Origin of the sequence: Bartonella tribocorum, assembly GCF_002778015.1 — a bacterium.
Lineage (GTDB): Bacteria > Pseudomonadota > Alphaproteobacteria > Rhizobiales > Rhizobiaceae > Bartonella > Bartonella tribocorum_B.
The window spans coordinates 209,477-230,694 of the sequence record NZ_NJPP01000001.1; the positions used below are offsets into that span (position 1 = coordinate 209,477).

Here is a 21,218-nt window from a genome sequence, read left to right on the forward strand (position 1 = left end):
TTTTGGAAAAAAACTTTATAAAGAAAATTATAAGTGTATAAGTGACACTGAATGAGTTGGTATAAATGTATAATTATCTTGATTTTGAAAAACCAGTTGCTGATCTCGATGGGAAAATTCTTGAATTAAAAAAAATTTCTCAGGAAAAAGGCAGTCTTGATATGAGTGACGAGATTGCGCGTCTTGAAAAACGTTCCAAAACGGCATTGCACGATCTTTACAAAAAATTATCGCCATGGCAAAAAACACAAGTTGCTCGTCATCCTGACCGTCCCCATTTTATGGATTATTCTAAACGCTTATTGAGTGATGTTACACCTTTGGCAGGAGATCGCAAATTTGCTGAAGATGAAGCTATTCAAGCCGGTTTTGCACGCTTTAAGGGGGAGGCTGTTGCTTACATCGGTCAAGAGAAAGGGCACGATACGCAGACACGTTTGCGCTATAATTTCGGTTCTGCTCGTCCAGAAGGATATCGTAAAGCTGTCCGTATTATGGAAATGGCTGATCGCTTTGGGTTGCCACTCCTTACTTTTGTTGATACGGCAGGTGCTTATCCTGGGGTAAGCGCTGAAGAGCGTGGGCAAGCAGAAGCAATCGCTCAATCAACAGCCGCAACTTTGCGCCTAAAGGTTCCTGTTGTATCCGTTGTTATTGGGGAAGGCGGTTCTGGGGGGGCGATAGCCATTGCGGCTGCCAATAAAGTTTATATGTTAGAACATGCGATTTACTCTGTTATTTCTCCAGAAGGAGCAGCTTCTATTTTATGGCGTGATCCAACCCGAGCAAAAGATGCTGCAATGAATATGCGTATTACCGCTCAAGATTTGTATCGCTTAAAGATTATTGATGGCATTATTTCAGAGCCTTTAGGAGGAGCGCATCGGGGTAAAGAGATTGCCATTGATGCAACGGGGGAGATTATTTCAGAGGCTTTAAAAGCTATGGCGGGAAAAGATGGTCAAGTTCTTAAACAAGAGCGAAGGGAAAAATATCTTCAAATTGGTCGTTCATTAGCATAAGTCGTTTTTTATGAGGGGTGTTAGATTGGAGTTTTATTCAATGACATTTAACAGATTCCTTGCTGTGTATATGTTGTTTGTAATGGGAATATTGACGGCTTGTGAAGGAAGATTGCCAGCTGCTATTCGTGCTAAAGTTGAGCAGCCTCTTCCGCAAGAAATCCAGAATAGGATGGCTTTGTACGATATTGATCCCTATGCACCGATTGTGATGCGATTTTTCAAAGAGGAAAATGTTGCTGAAGTTTGGAAGCAATCTCGTTCAGGTCCTTTTATCTTGGTTGCTCGCTATGGCATTTGCAAATGGTCTGGTAAGCTTGGACCTAAATATAAAGAAGGCGATCTTCAGACACCGGAAGGCTTTTATACTATTGCTGCAAACCAAATGAATCCTTATTCAAAATATTATCTTTCTTTTAATATAGGGTTTCCTAACCTTTATGATCAGGAAAATGGCCGTACAGGAAGCAATCTTATGGTGCATGGCTCTTGCGCTTCCGCCGGTTGTTATTCTATGAGTGATAAGAACATGGCTCAAATTTATGCGTTCGCACGGGATGCTTTTAAAGGCGGACAAAGAGCCTTTCAGTTGCAGGCCTTTCCTTTTCGCATGACAAAGGATAATATGCTACGTCATAGCAATAATCCTCATTATAAATTTTGGGTTATGCTTAAGAAAGGGTATGATTTCTTTGAAGAAAATCGCCAACCTCCAATTGTTGAAGTTTATGGAAAACGTTACATTTTTAATCGCGATATTGATAAAACTTCCCTTTCTCTAGTGCAGTGAGGGTTATTTTATTTTAATGCATTGTTACAACATATTGATTTATAATAATTTATCATTTTGTATGTCGAATGATAGTCTCGAATAGTGTGAGATTTTCTTATTCCAAGACTTTTTTTATATTGAATCAATAAAAAATATTTTCTTGTATTTCACAAGCGGAGCTTGTGTGTAGGTACAAATTGTTAAAAAAATGACTAAAAATGCTTCTTATGAATCGCCTTCAATGCCAAAGGTTGTTGAAACATTTTGGACTGACAAATTGTGTGATGGGTGTACTCATTCATGAGCGTCAAACACCATCGCTTATGGTGATAATATAGGACACATCAGAACTTTATGCATCATGAGGTGTTTTAAGTGAGTAGTCAATGTTTTAAATCGCTGAGTTTTTTCATGGAGTTTTGCGTAAGTAGATCAGATGGGGCCAAGGGAAGCCAAGTAAAACTTTCTGAAAGAAATTATATTGTTTGCAGATCGGTATGAATGGCAGTTTTTGTTTTTAGTGAAGCGTAGATTAACATAAAATGCGCTTCTCTTTTTACTTCTTTCAAAGGGTTTTATTCTTTCATACTGTAAAATATTGTCTTATGGTGTTGGTCTATCAGATACATACATACAGCTAGAAATCCGATATTATCTCTGTCTTATTTTAGTTTTTTGCCTAAATTTGAGAAGATTTTTTAAAATCTGCTGGAGAAATAAAGTTGGGCAGAATATTTTAAAGCCAAGAATTTATCCAATGGGGTTATGAAATAAAATTCCTAAAATGGTTTGCAGATAATTTACAGATAAAGTGTATTGCGAGATGTAGTTTGTTATCGGGTTTTGCAAAATTTGACGGCAGGTTTTGCATCAATTTATTTTTTTCGAAGGGTTTTTAAGAGGTTCTCAAAGGGGCTTCAAAGCCTTCTTTCATTTTTGCTACAAAATCGCACTTTCTACCCTTTTTCGCGTTTTTTCCAATTTTAGGTGTCAAAATCTATTTTGACAAAACGCACATTTAATGCTAAAAATTGTACGTAAAAACAATAAATTATCATGTATTCCTAACTAATCCCACCTCTTGCAATTTAATGCGAAATCTACTGTCAAACTACACGAGAGAAAATAAGCAGCTAGACATCATAAAATCCTTTTATCTTAAAATCTGTTTATGATGAATCCATCAAAATCATTTTTTGCACATCGTAAATTGGATTGCTATATGAATAAAACTCTTAAAGAAAGCAAAGACTTTTTATGAGCATTCTAAGGTATCAAGGGTTTTTGAAACATTGAGCGCTGGCAAAGGTTATGATGATTCAAGCTTGCATATTTATAGAGTAAAAATGATAAATAGGTTTTATATATCTCGTGGAAAATTTTATGTTATTGATGGGTAGCGTCTTGAAATAGGTATGATGCGTATTGGAATATGTTTCTTTAAAAAATGCGTGAATTCGCACTATAATAGTGTTCTATTTTATGTAAAGGGTGTGATTATTATTACAAATAAGATTAATACATTCTCGTTGGATTGTTTTAATAGGCAATAGTTTTGTATAAGGTTTTGTAGGCGTTCTAAAAAGCCTTAATTGTGGTGTCGTCTATGAGAATTTGCCGTCCAGTGAAAAGATATGAATGATTTTATGAGATCATGATTGTGTAGAAGGCGTAAGACATTGTTTAAAATATGTCTTTTTCTTTTTCAGATCATAATATGTTATTTATTAATGAATTTGAATAGAAATGTTTATCAAAGGTTTTTATAAATTAATGGCATATTGATTTATAATAATATATTGTTTTTTATCTTGAATTAGAATTCTAAATACCGCAAGCATCTTTTATTCAAAGCTTGTTTATATTGAATCAGTTAAAATCATTCGCTTGCACGTTACAAGCGGGAGAGACCGTGTCGATAAAAAAGATTAAATAAAAAATGTCTCTCATGAATCGTCTAAAGTGCCAAGAGCTACCATACATTGGGGGTCAAAATCTATGGTGGAACTGTTTTACTTCTTTAAAAGTGTAAAAAAGTCTGGTTTTATGGATTTAACATTATATTATTGAAGGACAGAGTTAAAACTTTATTCCTGGAATAATGAGAGGGTTTTCCAAGAGAGCGGTTTTGTCTGCAGTGTCTATTGCTGGTTTATTAAAAAAAGCATTGAGAAGTTTTTGTATTGCTTCTTTTTCAACACCATCAGCAATGATGACAAAACGTGTTTGTTTTATTCCTTTTGGCCATGCTGGTAGTCTTATGGGTGGATGGAAAAATGTTTGTACACCATGTAATACAAGTGGGCGAGAAGGATCATCACGCAATGCGATAATTGCTTTAATACGGAGTAATTTTGTACCATAACGGTCTTGTAGAAGATCTAAAAAAGCTTCAATTGTAGTGTAATCAACAAGGTCCTCACATTCTAATGAAAAGGTGCGAATGGTTTTATGGGGGGAATGGTCGTGGGGAGCTGTCATAAGATTTTGCTTAAGGTGTGTATTTTCTCCTTTTTCATACCATAATGTATTGTTTATTAATAGATTTAAGCAGAATTCTTCAGAATGGGCGTCAATGATTTGTGCTGTAGGATTCATTCTTTTAAGTGTATTAAGGAGCGTATTTGAAAGCGCTTGTGGTACCATAAGATCTGTTTTAGTGAGAATAATTTTATCAGCAAAGATTAATTGTTTATATATTTCAGGATAGCGCTCACATATGGAAAGTGTGCTTAATATATCAAATGTTGCAAGAACAGCATTTATGGACAATGTTTGAATAAACAACGGGTGGCTTAAAAGTATTTGTAAAATAGGAGCAGGATCAGCCATTCCTGTTGTTTCAATGATAATGTGATTGAGTTTTTTAATCTGTCCTCTCTGGACGCGATTGATTAAATCAATTAATGTATCAATAAGATCACTGCGTAAATTGCAGCATAAGCAACCATTGGCAAGTTCAATAATTCCTTCTGTCGTCTTTTCAACCAGAAGGTGGTCAATACTGATTTCGCCGAATTCATTGATGATAACAGCACACTCCGTTAAGAGAGGGTCTTGTAGCATACGGTTGAGCAAAGTTGTTTTGCCAGAACCTAAAAAACCAGTAATAAGCGTGAGAGGAATGCGCTTTATTTTCATCTTAATCATCTAACCATGGTTTTGTTTTAAGGGTAAAAAAATACCCATCTTTAGCATCATTCTTTAAGTTCTGCTTGACGACTTTCAAAAGCATCTAAAGCAATGTCTTTTAAATAATGAAGATGACGCATTGCCTCACACTTTTGGTTATTGCGTTTTTAATGGGATCAACACCCCTCATATAAAACAGAACGCTATTGATTTGCTAATTCACGGGCTTTTTTAAAAGAAACATGTCTTAAAGTACCTACGCCCATTTCACGGCGGCGTTTGTGAAGGGTGTAACGATAAATCCATTGAACACTTCCATCTTTATGCTTATGGAGAAGCAAGCCGACACCATCATCACATTTGCTTGCCCGTGGGTGTTGTAACAGCCCTTAGCACTTGAGAGCATTCATAAGAGCCACGCTTAGTCCTTGTCTGTACAGTTTTATCTATAGACTTATCCCGCTTATGACGTGCAAGCAAGTGATTTTAATTGATTCAATATAAGAAAATCCTACACTATTTGGGATTATGATTCAAGTTGAAAAAATTATTTTCCATTATAAATCAGTGTGTTACAGTTTTAAAGAAATATATCTTACGATGTTCAACGCCATTCATAAGGGTATCTGTGAGGGATTAATATCCAATTTCCTATGAAATTGATGTTATCACTATTTTTATGCTTATAAAGGGCAAGTGTGAGCACGATCATACGACTTTTTCAGTGCTAATGTTGTGATAATTCTTGGTATTTGAAAGGTTGTATAGGAGAAATTTTTGATTCCTTTTTTTAATTAATTTATCTCTATGCTTATCCACCTTGTGATGTGCAAGAGACTGATTTTAATTGACTTAGCAGATACAGATTTGAAATGAGGCAATCTTACGATATTTGTGGTTTTGACATAAGGTAAAAATTATCATTATAAATCAATATATTATAATTAATTTATAGATTATGGCTTACGGTTTTTTTATAGAATAGTGTGCGCTTTTTTTATACGGACTATGGGGTTTTCTTAGTGGTTTTACTGTTATTTTAGGTGTCTGTGGCGTACGAATGAGATGTACTGCTAAGGGATGAGAAAAAGAAGGAGGAGGCGTGATAAAAGGTGAGGTAAGAATAATATTTCCTTGATCATCATAGGAATTGGCATGCATTTTTATGGCTTCAGGCGTGCATGTTTGTTGTCTCATATTTTGGGCTTGTGTTATGTTGCTTCCATAAGGTTTTAATGTGGCTAGTGTTAATTGGGGGCTTCCTTGGTGCAAGAATCCTATTTCGAGAAGTTGTGCCGCTTTTTCTTCCCTTTTACTTATGTTGTTAGCGCCTAGAATGACAGCAATAATTGTGCGTTTATTGCGGGTGGCTGAGGCAACAAGATTAAAACCAGAGGCGCAAATAAACCCTGTTTTCATACCATCTATTCCATAAAAACGGCCAATGAGGTTGTTTGAGTTATGCTGGATTTTTCTATTATTACCAAAATCAATGGCTGGAATAGAAAAATAATGAGCATATTGTGGAAATTCACGACGTATTTGGACAGCTAAAAGAGCAATATCGCGTGCGGTGGAATAGTTTTGAGGATCTGGTAATCCACTTGCATTCGCAAAATGGGTGCCAAACATGCCTAAACGTTTTGCTTCGCTATTCATTTTGCGTACAAAAGCTTTTTGTGAACCAGCAACAGCTTCACTCATGGCAATGGCCAAATCATTGGTCGATTTAACCATGGTGATACTTAAGGCTGTATCAAGTGTGAGGACAGAACCAGCTTTATAGCCAGAACGATACGAGGGAGCTTTTGCGGCATATTCACTGATGGTGATAGGTTTGTTGGGTGAAATTTCTCCTCGACTCATAGCACGAAAAATAACATAAGCGGTCATTAATTTTGTTAAGGAAGCTGGATACCAACGCTCAAAAGCTTGATTATGTTTTAAGATATGTCCTGTTGTAACATCAACAGAGATAAAGGGCTGCGCTAAAGCAAAAGTGCTCGACAAACTCAAGATGAAAGAAAAAAATAAATTATAGAAAAAACGTTGCATGAGTTTAAATCGAGTTCCTTCTTATTCATTATTTAGAATTGTTTTAATGTAGGATATAAAGCTTTTGAGTCTAGCATAGAAAAGACAGATGGTTAATTGCTGTATCAGTTGTGACTTAGGGATAATAACCAGCACTCATCTTTACGTTCCCCTTGAATTTGGTTTGATGGTTTGAGTATCTCAAGAAATACTTTTTAAATAATGAAGATTGTACAAAATTTAAGATTCTTGAGAGGAGAGATATTTTTCAGAAAGAAAAAAGCAAGTACAATCATACGTTTTTCCTGCTATTCTATTATTTAAAATATTTGTTTACAATGATAATTTACCGTTTTTATATGTTTTAATGAGGCCCCCCAATATCGTCAGCTTTTTTCATTCCAAATCTGTTCCAGATTGAATAAATCAAAAAACTATCCGCTTGCACATTACAAGCGGGAAGCCTGCGTGGATAAAACTGTACAAGAAAGGCATGCATCTTATCAATAGTCTCGAGTACCAAGGACTATCGCAATTTTGGTATTGGCAAAAGAGGGGGTGATGGTGCGGGCTTGCTTCTTCAAAAGCGTAAAAATGGGGATGCTCAACAGATTTGCCATTATACCATTCATAATCAACATTGTGAAATGGGTTGAGGTGCCATAAGAAATGTCTCCTTAAAATAACCCTTATATTGAGATGGTCTATAAGAGATGTTTGTATCCTTTGCTTAATTCTTGCCTATACATTAATTTCATTTGTGACGACGAATAATTTATACAATATAAGAAGAAAAAATAATTTTTCTGTATGGGATATTATTAATTGATGTTTTTTCTTTAAATAAGTTGTTTGTTTTTCTCTTTATTTTACCCCTTAGCGAGTATTTTTAAAACTGTTTGTGAATAAGTATAAAGTTTTTCAGTTCATTTATGCGCTCGTTTTAAAGAAATATCTACCAGTTTTCATATCTCTTTTAAAACATCGCTTGTAGGCACTATAATCTTTATATGAAGAAAGATATGGGTACTTACCATTCATTATTCGCTATCAATGTTGTATTTGTGAAGGAGCAAGCTAGCACCATATTTACCGGTCCCCAAGTGCGACAGTCTTTGGTACTTGAGACGGTTGATAAGAGGTATGCCTTTCTTGTAAAGTTTTATCCACGCAGGCTTGATCACTTGTAATGCACAAGCAAATAATTTTTATTAATTCAACATGAAACAAACTTGAAATAAAAAAATCTTATGGCATTGAGGGGAATTCAAGTTAAAAATGAAAATATCTTTATCAATCAATATATTGTATGATATTTAAACAATTTTAAAGGGAAAAAGAATTCTTTCTCAAAAAAATTCATATATTAATCTTACCTGTTTTGCTGTCTATTTAGTATAATTTTTTTACCTCCCCTTCTGTATCTGTATATTGTAAACTTAAAACTCCTGCTAAAAAGCAGGTGTTTTAAGTATCAAGATGAGAGGCTAGCGCCTCTCAAACTCTCTGTGCACTCACCAAAATCATGATCTCAAAGCCGTGCTTTTGGAAACTAACAATCCTTTGGTTTTTAGGATCAAGGCAACCCCTTTTGGGCGCCTAACGGCGACCTTGACCCAAAACCAATACGGTTTGTTTTTACGTTCCAGCACGGTGCCGAAATCATGATTTCTTGGGAGTTTCTTATGGCGCTAAATGGAGGAAATACGGCTTTTTCGATATGGATTTTGCTCCCCAAAATTACGTTTTTAAATAAAACGTATAATTGCACCTTCAAAAAATCTTTCAAAGAAAGACATTTTTCAAGAGTGCATAAAATGCGCATTGGAGATTTTTCAAATTTGAGAGAGATTCAAAAATGCTTTCAGTAGCAAATATAGTTTTTGGTTTGTGATGTTTTTGTGAAAATGATCTTTAGGAATTTAAAATATTCTATATTTGGCTTTAAAAAGCTCTGTGAGAGGTTTTTAGTTTAGAAACAGGTAGACGTAGTTTTTTCATTAAACGCATTCTAGGGATAAATTTGGCGCCAACAGAGACGTTTTTCATATAATCATGATTTCTAGCCGCATGAGAAGGATAAAACAAACCGTTTGTTGTCTTTAGTCAAGGTCGCCGTTAGGCGCCCCGAAGGGGGTACCTTGACCTTAAGAACAAAAGGTTTGTTAATCCCTTCGATAAACGTGGATCTGAGATCATGATTTTGGTGAGCGTACAGAGAGTTTGAGAGGCGGTAGCCTCTCATTCTATTGATTTTTGGATGAACGGAGTGAGTACTAATTAGCTAATTACGTTAGTTTTTATTTCAAATAATCTTCGAAATCTACTTGATTATCTAGATCTATTTCTAGGGGTTTACTACTCTCGTATATACTCCGTATTCCAGAGGTTTTAATACGATTTCTAAAATCTTTTTCAATAGCCATTTTATGATTTTTTGCACTACCCTTCCAACCAAAGTTTGGATTAAGACGAGAAGATCTATTAATACCAATACGAAGCTTCTAAAAGGATATCCATGGTTATTAGTCTTTTTACACTTCGGTTGAAATGATGCCTAGCAATACCGATCCTTTGAGCTAATTCTGTTTGATTGACGACCAATAGATTTTCTAAATCAAGACGAGAAGCTAGAATGAAAAATACTTTGAGGTCATATCCGTTTAAATTACTTTCTGTTATAATAGTCACCGGATGTTGAGCCATTGCACCCCATTCATTTCCAAAACCATTTTATCTTTTAGATACAACATTTTTTATACCGTCCATGGATTTTATAATTTTGAATGAGAAAGCTTGAAATATCTCCCTTATAATTTTGTTTCATATGCTTTCATTTAATACATAAAATGATGTTTTTTATCACTTAAGGTTGTGTTTCATAATATTTTAGTTTTTGAAGCTTCTGGGCAGCAGATGGTGGCATAGGAGGAGGGGTAGGATCTTGAGCTGCTAAGAGAAGCAGTTCATCACACGCTTCTTCAGTTTTTTGAACAAGTTGATTTAGAAAGTCACGTTTGCTTAAACCAGCTTCTATTGGAGGAAGAATACGAACACGAATTGTTCCGGGATAGCGGCGGAAATTATTGCGTGGCCAATATAAACCAGCATTGTGCGCAATAGGGACAACTTGAAGTCCTAATTCATTATAGAGTGCGACAATTCCTGACTTATAATCTGGTTCTTGACCAGGTTGTCGGCGTGTTCCTTCGGGAAAGATTAAGATTTGGCGCCCTTGTTTTACTTTTTCTTTTGCTTTTTCTATAATCATTTTTAACGCTTTTATGGGCGCTGTACGGTTAATGGGGATAATTTGTGTTTTTGCCATATACCAGCCAAACAATGGAATCCACATCAATTCACGTTTTAAAATGAGAGTGGGATCATCAAAATAGGGAACAAGACTGAAGGTTTCCCATGCAGATTGATGTTTTGGAGCAATGATATAGGCTCCTTTGGGGAGATTCTCTAATCCTTCAATTTCATAACGTGTACCTGCGATGTATTTTTGCAAAAAAAGTGTAACACGTGCCCATGTTTTAGGAACAATCCATGCCTTTTTGCGGGGCATTAAAAAATAAACAGGAGCATAAAGAACCATTTGTATGAAAGTTGTTATATAAAAAGCGAACGTAAAAAGAATAGAACGAAGGATAAGCACGATATTTTCCATTTTATATCTATCAGAAGACTTCGTATATAATATAATTTACATGAGAAAACATCTTCTTTATGTTTTTTTAAGCATCTATTTAAAAAACAGAAGGAAAGAGGTTGATGGAATTACAGAAAGATAAACTTTTTATTCCACGGATTTTATCTATTGCGGGAACAGATCCTTCTGGTGGTGCTGGAATGCAAGCGGATTTGAAGGTTTTTTCAGCTATGAAAACTTATGGTATGAGTGTGGTGACAGCTGTTGTTGCACAAAATACTCAAGGTGTGCGTTCTTTTCAAGCATTAGATGCTTCTTTTGTTGCAGATCAAATTGATTCTGTTTTTGAGGATATCCGTGTTGACGCTGTTAAAATTGGTATGGTAGCAAATGCTCAGATTGCACAAGCTATTGCAGAACGTCTTGCTTATCATAAAGCACGTCTCATTGTTTTTGATCCGGTTATGGTTGCAAAAAGTGGTGATGTTCTTTTAAAACCTGATGCTATTGAAATTATGCGTGATGTTCTTGTGCCGATGTCAACTTTGATTACGCCGAATTTGCCTGAGGCGGCACTGTTATTGGGATGTGAAGTGCAATGGTCTTTAGAGACTATGTATCAATATGCTCCACGACTTTTGGCGCTAGGGTGTCATGCAGTTCTATTAAAAGGGGGACATTTGAACACGCTTACCAGAAACAGTACAGAAAATTACGATTGTTCTAGTCCAGATCTTTATTACGACTGTGAGGAGACAATCACTCTTGAAGCTTCACGTATCATAACGACCAATGATCATGGTACAGGTTGTACTCTTGCGGCAGCAATTGCAGCACTTTTGCCGACAACACCATTGATTTGTGCGGTAAAAAGAGCAAAATCTTATCTCAATAATGCTTTAGGGGCTTCAACTGTTTTGCAAGTAGGTAAGGGGCGAGGGCCGCTTCACCATTTTTGTGAACTGTGGGATGAAAAATAAAGGAGAATCTTATTGAATATAGCGATTATTTTGGGATCTGTACGTCAACCTTCCTTAACAAGAACTTTAGCCTGTTATTTAGCAGATTGCTTAATGAAGCGTGGTGCATCACTTCATTGGGTTGATTTACGTGATAACCCTTTGCCAATAACAGATCCAGATTATCATCACAAAGTCGAAGCTAATCCAAGTGCTGCGGTACGACAGTTTGTAAAAACCATCGCAGCTGCCCATGGTATTATTCTCGCAAGTCCTCTTTATCAAGGATCTTATTCAGGGGTTTTAAAAAATGCTCTTGATAATTTATCCTATAATGCCTTTTTAAATAAACCTGTTGGGCTTATCTCTCATGGAAGTGCTGCTAAAAGGTGTTCACAACCGTGTGAGCATTTATTGCCGGTGGTGCGCACGCTTTATGGTTATGCCCTCCAATGTCAAGTCGCTTCGGCCAAAGAGGATTTTGCATCAGATGACGAAGGTCGTACTTGGAAAGTTATAAGCAAAGAAATACAAACACGTTGTGAACGGCTTGCTGATGAAATGTGCATATTTTTACAACAAAGAGGTGGCGTTTAAAGCAAAGAGGGAGGGGATATGAAAAAAAAGGATACGCAATATCGTTATTTAGTCGTAGGTGGTACTGGGGTGCTTTCTCCTTTGTGTCAATCACTAGAACCACAAGAGGTTATTATTGCTGCACGTTTTTTTTCTCATAAAACCCTGCTTGAGGCATTACAAAAACAACATCTGTGCGTCCCCTTGGATTATGATTGTGCGGTATCACAGGCACAATTTTTAGAAGCTGTGAAGCAATGGCATGGTCTAAAATATTGCGTATTATGGATTCATTCACCTGCGCATGCATTTTCTTGCGCACTCATTGAACAGTTGGCTCTTTTGCCTAAACCCCCGTGTATTCTTCATATTTTTGGTTTCAATACTCATGATCAAATGATTGTTGATTGTGCGCGTAAGAACAAGGTTGATTTTATACCCATTAAATTAGGACGAAAAACAACGCCTAATGGTTGGCGATGGCTTACCCATCATGAGATAAGCCAACAGGTATTAGATGCAATGAAAGATCGTGAATGAACTAAAATTATGATTATTTGAGATGGTGAGTGGGGTTAGACTTTTTGTATATTCTTTTTAAATATTAATACTTGTTATGAAGAACAAAATTTAAAGCTGGTTATTGATCACTTTATAGAGAGCGTCTATGCCGAATTGTTTTGTAAATTATGGGCTAGCAACAGCATGGTTGATCGTAAATTGCTTATAGCTGAATAGTATACTTTATTTATTATTGGGCATTATGATCGCGTGAGATAAAATGGCGGAATATTTATCAGGAAGATTTTATTAGGTTTTAGAGATTATGCTAGATTTGAAATATTATGGCAATGGTGGTTCCAATATTGTATTCTGCCAGATGCTCATAGTTTGAATATGCAGTTTGCCAAGAATTGAGATCAAGAGCGTTTGTTTTGCTGGTCTAATTGTCTTCTTAAAATTTTGTGTTTGCTTATTTATAGAAACAAAAAGAATGCTGTACATGAAAAGAGTGGAATCGCAAGTCTTCGTTTTAGATTAAATCCATACATTCAATTTTAGCAGGACTTTAAATGATCTTTGAAAGGACTTTGAAGACTCTTTGAAAAAAGAAATTGATGCAAAATCTTCTATCAAATTATGCAAAACCCAATGACAAACGACAGATACACTTCATAAAAGCGCAAATTGGCACCATCATACGCTTTGCTAGCCTTCAATATTTATTCCAGTCCTTGATCCTTGAAATGATTCATAGGCATTTTTATTCTTTTCTTATACAATTTTTTCACACATCAATTTCGTTTATGATGCGTAAAAAAAGAATTTTAATTGATTCAAATGTGACGAGAATCACGCGTGAAAAGTATTTGAATTTCATGATTCAATTTAAAAATTTATCATTTTTAAATCAATATTTAATCTAGGAATAAAACATATAAAAGGGGTAAGAAACAGAAAGATGCCTGAGAAGTTGGATTGTTTATATGCGGGCGTTGGCTGGTTTCTTTATCTTTTAGAGAAGTCCGTTGAAAAAATTCCTATTTTAGAAAAATGCATGATGAAGTTTTTTTATGAATAGATAAATAGTTATCCACGTTAGGGAATGCGTTTTTTCATATCTCGGGAAGAATGGAGAATGACATGCGTTAAGTGTTGTTATTATTTTATTTGCTTTGCTTTCAATGGTGTTACAGCTGTTGTCTTTAAAGAGAGACTAATGCTTTGTTAAATATTTTTATCTCTATACTGCCTTTTTTGTATCATGGAAAAAAAGATTATTTGAAGTATTATAAGAGGGTATGATGAATTCTTATTTTTGTTTTTAAGAAGAGGCTAGAAATCAAGATCCGCATAGTGAGAACTTGCAACAATGCCGCGGACACGATCTGTTAAAAGAGAACGAAAAGAAGGCCGTGATTTAATCCGCATATACCATTCTTTGGCAGCAGGGGATTGTTCCCAGTCAATTTCCCCTAGAAAGTCAAGTACAGAAATAGCAGCAGCGGCTGCTAGGTCAGCATAGGATAGGGCGGAACCGACTAAGCTATCGCGAGAGGCACAAAGCCAATTGAGATAGTTCATATGGGGTGGAATATTAGCCCGTGCATTGCGTAAAATTTGTGAATTGGGAGCTCCACCGCCAATGGCGAGGGGCATTTCACGTTTATGGATTCTTTCTCGTACAATATGGCGCGTTGCTTCATTTTCAAATTTATTTAAAAACCAATCGTTGAGCCGGCGTACTTCCGCACGGTCTAAAGGATTTTCTGGAAAGAGTTTATTTTCTTGTCGTAAACTTCCATAGGTTTCATCTAAATATTCGCAAATAACAAAGGGACCTGATAATGGAACCTCATGTTCATCGAGAAAAACAGGAACATAACCAGCAGGATTGAGAGCAAGAAATTCGTGTCTTCTAGCCCATTCATATTCTTCAATCAGTTGGGTGGTTACACCATATTCCCCAAGAATGAGGCGTATGAAGCGCGAAGCAGTGGATAGGGGCGAGTGAAAAAGTGTCAGCATAATTTACACTATCAAATAGAGTTGATAAAAATTCCTTCAAGTCATCTTTTTTATAAAGATGCTTGACCAGAAGTACAAGACCATTAGCAGTGGCTGGCAATTATGCTTAATAAATTGTTAATCATATGAATGTGTTCCCTTATGCAATGGTTTGCAAAATGGCAGAACGTAACTCTTTCAAACCGAATGCTTTTTCTGAGGAGGTTGCAAGGATCTCAGGATAAGCTGCTGGACGTTTGAGAAGTTTTGTTTGGGTGGTCATGATTAATTTTTCCAAGGCATTTGATTTGATTTTATCACTTTTTGTCAAAACAATTTGGTAAGAAACGGCTGCTTTATCAAGGAGTGTAAGAACATCTTCATCATTATTTTTGATTCCATGCCGTGAATCAATTAAGAGATACACACGTTTTAGTGTTGAGCGCCCCCGTAAATAGCTAAAAATCAAATTTGTCCAAGCATCAACCAGATTTTTAGGAGCAGCAGCGAAACCATAACCAGGCATATCTACGACTGCGAAAGGGGGGAGATCTCCTCTTTGTCCACTGAAGCCATCGGGGACAAAATAATTAAGCTCTTGAGTCCGTCCTGGTGTATTTGAGGTTCGTGCTAAGCCTTTTTGCTGGACAAGTGCGTTGATTAAAGATGATTTTCCAACATTAGAACGTCCTGCAAATGCGATTTCTGGTGGTCCTTCAGGGGGGAGAAAGCGTATTGCGGGAACACCACGAATAAAAACCCAATTGCGAGAAAAAATTCCAGAAAGGGAAGAATCTCTTGTCATTCCTGCACTTCTTTTGGGGCCTGCTCTTCTTTTTTGGGTGATTTCCTCCACATGGCTTTCAAATTATCAAAAAGCTCAATTTTGACTCCTTGGCGCTTCATCATGATACCTTGCTGAATGATTGACAATATATTGTTCCATGCCCAATAAATGACAAGACCAACAGGGAAAGAGGCGAGCATAAAAGTAAAGATGACAGGCATCCATGTGAACATCATCGCTTGGGTTTGGTCTTGAGGAGCGGGATTCATACGCATTTGTAAAAACATCGTTATTCCCATAATCAAAGGCCATGCACCAACCATAAGAAATGTTGGCGTTGCATATGGCAAGAAACCAAACAAGTTGAAAAGAGATGTTGGATCGGGGGCAGCTAAATCTTGAATCCAGCCAAAGAAAGGTGCATGGCGCATTTCAATGGTAATATAGAGAACTTTATAAAGAGCGAAGAATATTGGAAATTGAACCAACATTGGCCAACAACCTGCAAGGGGATTAATTTTTTCGGTTTTATACAGTTCTATGATTGCTTGTTGTTGTTTGGTTCGGTCATTGGGATATTTTTCTTTTATTTCAAGCAATCGCGGTTGTATAAGCTTCATGCGTGCCATAGATTTATAAGATTTATTGGCGAGAGGGAAAAGAAGTGTTTTTAAGAGTACTGTGACAAGAAGGATGGCAATACCAAAATTTCCTGTTTGCTTATAAAGGATGTCAATGAGGGAGAACATGGGTTTTGTGATGAAATCAAACCAACCCCAATCGATTAAGAGAGCAAACTTGTTGATTTTTAGGTCATTTTGATAGTGGTTAATGATTTCAACTTGTTTTGCACCCGCAAAAAGACGATTTGTAATCGTTTTTGTTTCATTTGGGGCAATCGTTAAAAGAGATCCTAGCAAGTCAGATTGATAATGCGTTTGCAAACGATCAAAATAAATAAAACGACTTGTATATTCTTTATCTTGTGGGGGAATAACTGCTACAGCCCAATATTTATCGGTAATACCAATCCAACCCCCTGTTACTTTGGAAAAAGTCATGCTCTTTTGTCCATTATCGGGATTGGGATCAAGCTCTGCTAAGGTCTTATATTTTTCAGTTTTGAGTGAATCTCCTGCGATACCGATCATTCCTTCATGAAGCAAATAGGTTGCATTTGTATGTTCTGGTGGTGCTGCACGTGCAATGCGGGCATAGGATGAGAGATGTATCGGTTGATCACTTTCATTGCTGATAGAATCCTCAATGGTAAACATGTAATGATCATCAACAGAAAGGGTACGGCGGAAAATTTGCCCTTGTCCGTTATTATAAATTAAAGTAATGGGCGTTGAAGGGGTTAGGGTTGTATTATTTCCCTCTATTTGCCATTGTGTATCGGATTGTGGCAAGGCTTTTGCTGGCAAAGATGCACTTGCAAAACCAAATTCAGCAAGGTAGGTCGTCTTGAATCCTTTAGGATTTAGCAAATCGATTTCCGGTGATTTTTTATCGACTGTTACACGATATTTCTTAAGATGAAGATCATCAAATTGCGCACCAACAAGATTAATAGAGCCTTCCAGTTCATTGGTTTTGATCGCAACACGCTCTGTTTTGGATAATACAGCTTTCCGGATCTCAGGAGTCATTGGTTGTTGGATGAGAGATGTTGCTTGATGCGTTGAGGGATCATCAGAAAAATTTGTCGTGGTCGTTGAAGGGACTGATTGTTGCTTTGACAACTGCTGTTGCTGTGTGATGACGTGTTGTTTTTGTAACTTTGCTTGTTTGGGAGCAACATGAAGAAGTTGCCACCCGATGAGCACTAGGAAAGATAAACCAATAGCGATAAAGAAATTGCGATTATATTCCATTCGTACACCCTTGTTGTCGTTGCTGATGTTTTGTTTTTGGTTTTATTCGCTGATTTAATTCACTAATCAAAGATGTAAAAGGCGCGTGCAATGCATCGCGATACGCTACAATGACGTAGTCCGTCCCTGCTTCCATGTGGTTTGTTACACCAACTCTTACAGCTTCACGCAAGCGCCTTTTGATACGATTACGTTTCACAGCACTCCCGTTTTTACGGGTAACAGTGAAGCCTACACGTGCAACAAGAGAAGATTTTTTTTCTGTTGTTTGTTCACGAGATTTAACTTCGAGTAAAAATAAAGGACCCCGTCGCTTTTCTCCTGTGCGGACAGCCAAAAAATCTGCTCTTTTGCGAATGCGGCAGGGATGTTTTTTCTTCATAAAAGAACATTTCGCAATTTCATTAAATGCTGGGCTTGCAGACATTTACAGGTTCATAACAAAAGTTTCACAACGAAGAAATGATGCATAATCCTCAACGGTTGTGAGAACTTAAATGGTTAAGCAGAGAGCCGTTTACGCCCACGAGCACGTCTTGCAGCAATAACTTTGCGCCCTCCAGCTGTGGCCATGCGTGCACGAAACCCATGGCGACGTTTACGGACAAGTTTAGAGGGTTGATAAGTACGTTTCATTTATTTTAATACCGCGGAGTGCGGCCCTTCTTAAATCTTTGTTTCATAAGCAATTATGCGTGAGATGAACAATTCTACCCTGTCATATGGCTGTTAACTCATAAGGAAAAATATAAAAAAAGTCAATCTTAGATTGTTGTTCTCTTTCTTGAAAAAATACAAAATACCTTGTAACTGTTTGTGACACTTTTTTATGATATTTTAAAAGTATCAGAAAAATAACGATTGAGTCTACAGAAAATAAATGACGAGAGCGTTAAAGATTTAAAGAAAGCGTAACGGATTATTGTATGCTCAATTTAAAAAATACTGTGATATTAAGAATTTTCTTCAGTTTTGTTTTTTACAAAACCCTTATTAGAATATTTATTAAAGTGGTTGTTGCACAACATGTTTGATAAGCTTTGATAGCAGATTTTGTGCTTCAATTTCTTTATTTAAGGGTGATTTTGTATTTTTAAAGAGATAAATTATAAGTTCATTTATATTTTATAATCTTTCAGTAAAGTAGAAAATTTTAAGTGATGAACCTATAAGTATTTTTCATTCTTATGCTTGTATTTGTTGGTATTTTATAGAGAGGAAAGAGTGTGGATTTTATCACAAGTGAGGCTGTCCGCAACGTGTTACGTAAAATCAAGGGACCAGATCTTGAAAGCGATATTGTATCGCTGGGGCTTCTTTCAGAAATATTAATTGCTGATGGCAAGGTTTTCTTTTCCATTACAGTTCCTGATGGACGTGTGCAAGAATGGGAATCATTGCGCCGTTCTGCTGAAGAGTTGGTATGTGCTTTGGAGGGAGTGGAATCTGCTTTTATCACACTTACAGCAGAAAAAACAACAAGGGAAACACCTAGACAGAGAACGAACCCCTTGCCAGTGAAAATGCCCATAGAAGGTGTGCGCCATGTCGTTGCTGTTGCTTCTGGAAAAGGAGGGGTAGGGAAATCGACGATGGCGATCAATATTGCTTTGGCTTTACAAGATGCAGGTTTCAAAACCGGAGTGATGGATGCAGATATCTATGGTCCGTCTTTACCACGTTTGACAGGACTGGTTAACCAAAGGCCACAGCTTATTGGAGAAAAAAAGATTCAACCTCTTGAAAAATTCGGTCTTAAATTGATGTCGATAGGATTTTTGGTTGAGGAAGAAAAGCCGGTGGTATGGCGTGGTCCTATGGTTATGGCCGCTGTAACGCAATTGTTACGAGATGTGGTATGGGGGCCTTTGGACGTTTTAGTTGTGGATATGCCGCCAGGTACAGGGGATGCACAATTAACACTTGCGCAACAGGTACAATTAACGGGGGCGTTGGTTGTTTCTACGCCTCAGGATCTTGCTTTAGTTGATGCACGTAAAGCGATAGAAATGTTCATGAAAGTCAATGTTCCTATTTTAGGACTTATTGAGAATATGAGTTATTTTATCGCTCCTGATACAAGAAAACGCTACGATATTTTTGGTCATGGTGGGGCGCGGGGTGAAGCAGAACGTCGAGGTGTCTCTTTCTTAGCAGAAATACCACTTGATGCAGCTTTACGTTTTTCTTCCGATGAGGGGACCCCTATTTTTGTTGCTCAGCCTGATGGCGAGAACGCTCGATTATATCGTGCAATTGTTAATCAAATAAAAAATAAACTCTTTTGAATGTATGTTTGTGTAAGAGAGTTTGCTAAAACACACTTATAAAAGATATAAAAGTAGTTGCTTTTTTGTAAGGGACATATCAATTTTAATTTAAAGAAAATGATTTTTTATCATCATCTTTTCATTCGGTTTTTCTACGTTCAAAAGCATCGAAAGAAAGATCTTTAAAAAAGTGGAGATGACGCATTATCTCACGTTTTCATTTTTCGCGGTTTTTATGGAGATATGCTTTTTACATAACAACAAAACTCTCAAGAGTACATTGATGCTTCTCATGCAAGTACTTGTTGTAAAATAGAACACCTTTCAATGGGTTTCATCCATTTCACGAGAGTGCCTGTGAACGATAAAATGTAAAAATTTCTATGAAGTATATAGATTTCATACCATTTTTGCTTAAATTAAAAGAGATAGGCTATCCCCATTATGCTCTTTTCTCTCCCAACGTTTCTCTCTATTTTTGCATAAAGTTGGCAACCTATTGACGCTCTTCTTGAACGATTTTATCGCAATGTTGTTGCCTTTTTTGAGAGAAAGTGAAATGGGAAAAGATTTTATCAGTATTCTCATTTTAAATGTTAAAGGATAAATTATCTTCCTATAAGCGTTTTTTGCTCTAAAAATATCTTGAAGATTAATCAAAAGTTTTATTTTTATTTGTGTAAATTAAGGGGATAGGCAYTTAAAAAAATCCGTTTGTCCTACTCTTGAAAGATTTATCGCAGACAATTTTATCAATCCATGTAAAATTCAATCAACAAATCCATAATTCTCATCTTTGAGATGAGAAAAGATGTTGGTTAAGTCTTTTTAGAAGCATTCATTTTTTGTAAAGTCGCTTCAAGAGCTGCGGTTAATGCACTTCTTCCTCCTTGATGAGAAAAGTAATTTGACAAAAATTCATTTGTTCCTCCCTTTGTTGAAAACTCTTTTTCAAGCAGTGCAAAATTAAGAGAGGTAGAACGATCCGTTGCTATAATTTTACGCATTTCATCCGTAAGATTTCCAAGCATCATGGTAAGGAACTCTGCTGATTGCTGTTTGTTTAATCCTTGTGTTATAAACCATTGGTGGGCTGTTTCGATAAAATTAAAATATACGCCCATAAGAGAACCAGCTGTCATAAAAAGATTAAACTGTTCTTCTTTATCGAGCACCAATGTGCCACCCAATGCATCAAATAAAGAGTGTAAAAAGGGATGATCGGGATAAATGGGTGTTAAATTTTTGCATTCTTCAACAAAAGGTAATGGAATAGCACGATAAACTTTATGGTTGATCCATTCTTCTACTTCTGCTGCTTTTGCCATGGCAAGAACGGAGATAACCAGCTGTTCTGGACGAAAATGAAGAGAGCGCAAAACCCCTTCTGCAATTTGGTTGGGTAGGCAAAGAAAAACACAATCACTCATATCGAGCAATGCTTGGTTATTTTCAGCAATCATAACTTTATCATAAGCGCGTGAAAGACGTTCTGCTGTTTGTGCATTGCGCGGTGAAACAATAATAGAAGAAACATTAAAGGCGCTTGTGATGAGGCCCTTCACCATTGAAGCGCTGATTGTGCCTGTCCCCAAAAAGCCAAGTTTCATTTTTATTCCTCAGTTT

The 21,218-nt window shown here is 36.5% G+C and carries 15 protein-coding genes and 1 pseudogene; 6 read left to right on the forward strand and 10 right to left on the reverse strand.

Annotation, left to right across the window (positions count from 1 at the left end):
* The first annotated feature begins 65 nt into the window (after positions 1-65).
* A complete protein-coding gene (locus tag CEV08_RS00800) occupies positions 66-1,022 on the forward strand; it encodes an acetyl-CoA carboxylase carboxyltransferase subunit alpha (protein WP_100129890.1) in 957 nt (318 codons plus the stop codon).
* 40 nt (positions 1,023-1,062) lie between these two features.
* Positions 1,063-1,812, forward strand: a complete 750-nt coding sequence (locus CEV08_RS00805; protein ID WP_100129891.1) for a L,D-transpeptidase family protein — start codon at positions 1,063-1,065, stop codon at positions 1,810-1,812.
* A gap of 2,061 nt (positions 1,813-3,873) precedes the next feature.
* Here CEV08_RS00805 and CEV08_RS00810 read toward each other — a convergent pair.
* The 4 genes and pseudogenes from CEV08_RS00810 to CEV08_RS00835 all read right to left on the reverse strand — a co-directional run bounded on the left by CEV08_RS00810 (position 3,874) and on the right by CEV08_RS00835 (position 10,633).
* Entirely contained in the window at positions 3,874-4,935 is a 1,062-nt protein-coding gene (locus CEV08_RS00810; RefSeq protein ID WP_180753530.1) for a CobW family GTP-binding protein, read from the reverse strand.
* A 34-nt stretch (positions 4,936-4,969) separates the two neighbouring features.
* Positions 4,970-5,312: pseudogene (locus CEV08_RS10230) on the reverse strand (Arm DNA-binding domain-containing protein); the annotation flags it as partial.
* A 577-nt stretch (positions 5,313-5,889) separates the two neighbouring features.
* Positions 5,890-6,981 (reverse strand): D-alanyl-D-alanine carboxypeptidase family protein, encoded by a 1,092-nt coding sequence (locus CEV08_RS00820; RefSeq protein WP_100129894.1) that lies wholly within the window; start codon positions 6,979-6,981, stop codon positions 5,890-5,892.
* 2,845 nt (positions 6,982-9,826) lie between these two features.
* The gene (locus CEV08_RS00835; protein WP_100129896.1) at positions 9,827-10,633 is read right to left on the reverse strand and encodes a lysophospholipid acyltransferase family protein; all 807 of its coding nucleotides are present in this window, start codon (positions 10,631-10,633) and stop codon (positions 9,827-9,829) included.
* 104 nt (positions 10,634-10,737) lie between these two features.
* On the opposite strand from CEV08_RS00835, the gene thiD reads away from it, so the two are divergent.
* The 3 genes from thiD to CEV08_RS00850 are packed head-to-tail and all read left to right on the forward strand — an operon-like array spanning position 10,738 to position 12,690.
* A complete protein-coding gene (thiD, locus tag CEV08_RS00840) occupies positions 10,738-11,595 on the forward strand; it encodes a bifunctional hydroxymethylpyrimidine kinase/phosphomethylpyrimidine kinase (RefSeq protein WP_100129897.1) in 858 nt (285 codons plus the stop codon).
* Positions 11,596-11,607: 12 nt separating this feature from the next.
* A complete protein-coding gene (locus CEV08_RS00845; protein ID WP_100129898.1) occupies positions 11,608-12,171 on the forward strand; it encodes an NADPH-dependent FMN reductase in 564 nt (187 codons plus the stop codon).
* A gap of 18 nt (positions 12,172-12,189) precedes the next feature.
* On the forward strand, positions 12,190-12,690 hold the full coding sequence (locus CEV08_RS00850; RefSeq protein WP_100129899.1) for a short-chain dehydrogenase: 501 nt from the start codon (positions 12,190-12,192) through the stop codon (positions 12,688-12,690).
* Between the two features lie 1,296 nt (positions 12,691-13,986).
* Here CEV08_RS00850 and CEV08_RS00860 read toward each other — a convergent pair.
* The 5 genes from CEV08_RS00860 to rpmH all read right to left on the reverse strand — a co-directional run bounded on the left by CEV08_RS00860 (position 13,987) and on the right by rpmH (position 17,958).
* Positions 13,987-14,679, reverse strand: coding sequence for a glutathione S-transferase family protein (locus tag CEV08_RS00860; protein ID WP_100129901.1), 693 nt, complete (start codon positions 14,677-14,679; stop codon positions 13,987-13,989).
* A gap of 139 nt (positions 14,680-14,818) precedes the next feature.
* The gene (gene yihA / locus CEV08_RS00865; RefSeq protein WP_100129902.1) at positions 14,819-15,463 is read right to left on the reverse strand and encodes a ribosome biogenesis GTP-binding protein YihA/YsxC; all 645 of its coding nucleotides are present in this window, start codon (positions 15,461-15,463) and stop codon (positions 14,819-14,821) included.
* Positions 15,460-17,322, reverse strand: coding sequence for a membrane protein insertase YidC (gene yidC, locus CEV08_RS00870; RefSeq protein WP_100129903.1), 1,863 nt, complete (start codon positions 17,320-17,322; stop codon positions 15,460-15,462). Before yidC ends, yihA begins: the two co-directional genes overlap by 4 nt.
* On the reverse strand, positions 17,312-17,704 hold the full coding sequence (gene rnpA / locus CEV08_RS00875) for a ribonuclease P protein component (protein WP_100129936.1): 393 nt from the start codon (positions 17,702-17,704) through the stop codon (positions 17,312-17,314). The genes yidC and rnpA overlap by 11 nt, the downstream gene beginning before the upstream one ends.
* A 119-nt stretch (positions 17,705-17,823) precedes the next feature.
* The gene (rpmH, locus tag CEV08_RS00880; RefSeq protein ID WP_005864709.1) at positions 17,824-17,958 is read right to left on the reverse strand and encodes a 50S ribosomal protein L34; all 135 of its coding nucleotides are present in this window, start codon (positions 17,956-17,958) and stop codon (positions 17,824-17,826) included.
* A gap of 590 nt (positions 17,959-18,548) precedes the next feature.
* Here rpmH and CEV08_RS00885 point away from each other — a divergent pair.
* A complete protein-coding gene (locus tag CEV08_RS00885; protein ID WP_100129904.1) occupies positions 18,549-19,610 on the forward strand; it encodes an Mrp/NBP35 family ATP-binding protein in 1,062 nt (353 codons plus the stop codon).
* Between the two features lie 800 nt (positions 19,611-20,410).
* Here the strand turns inward: CEV08_RS00885 and CEV08_RS00890 are convergent.
* On the reverse strand, positions 20,411-21,202 hold the full coding sequence (locus CEV08_RS00890) for a pyrroline-5-carboxylate reductase (RefSeq protein ID WP_100129905.1): 792 nt from the start codon (positions 21,200-21,202) through the stop codon (positions 20,411-20,413).
* Positions 21,203-21,218: the final 16 nt, after the last annotated feature.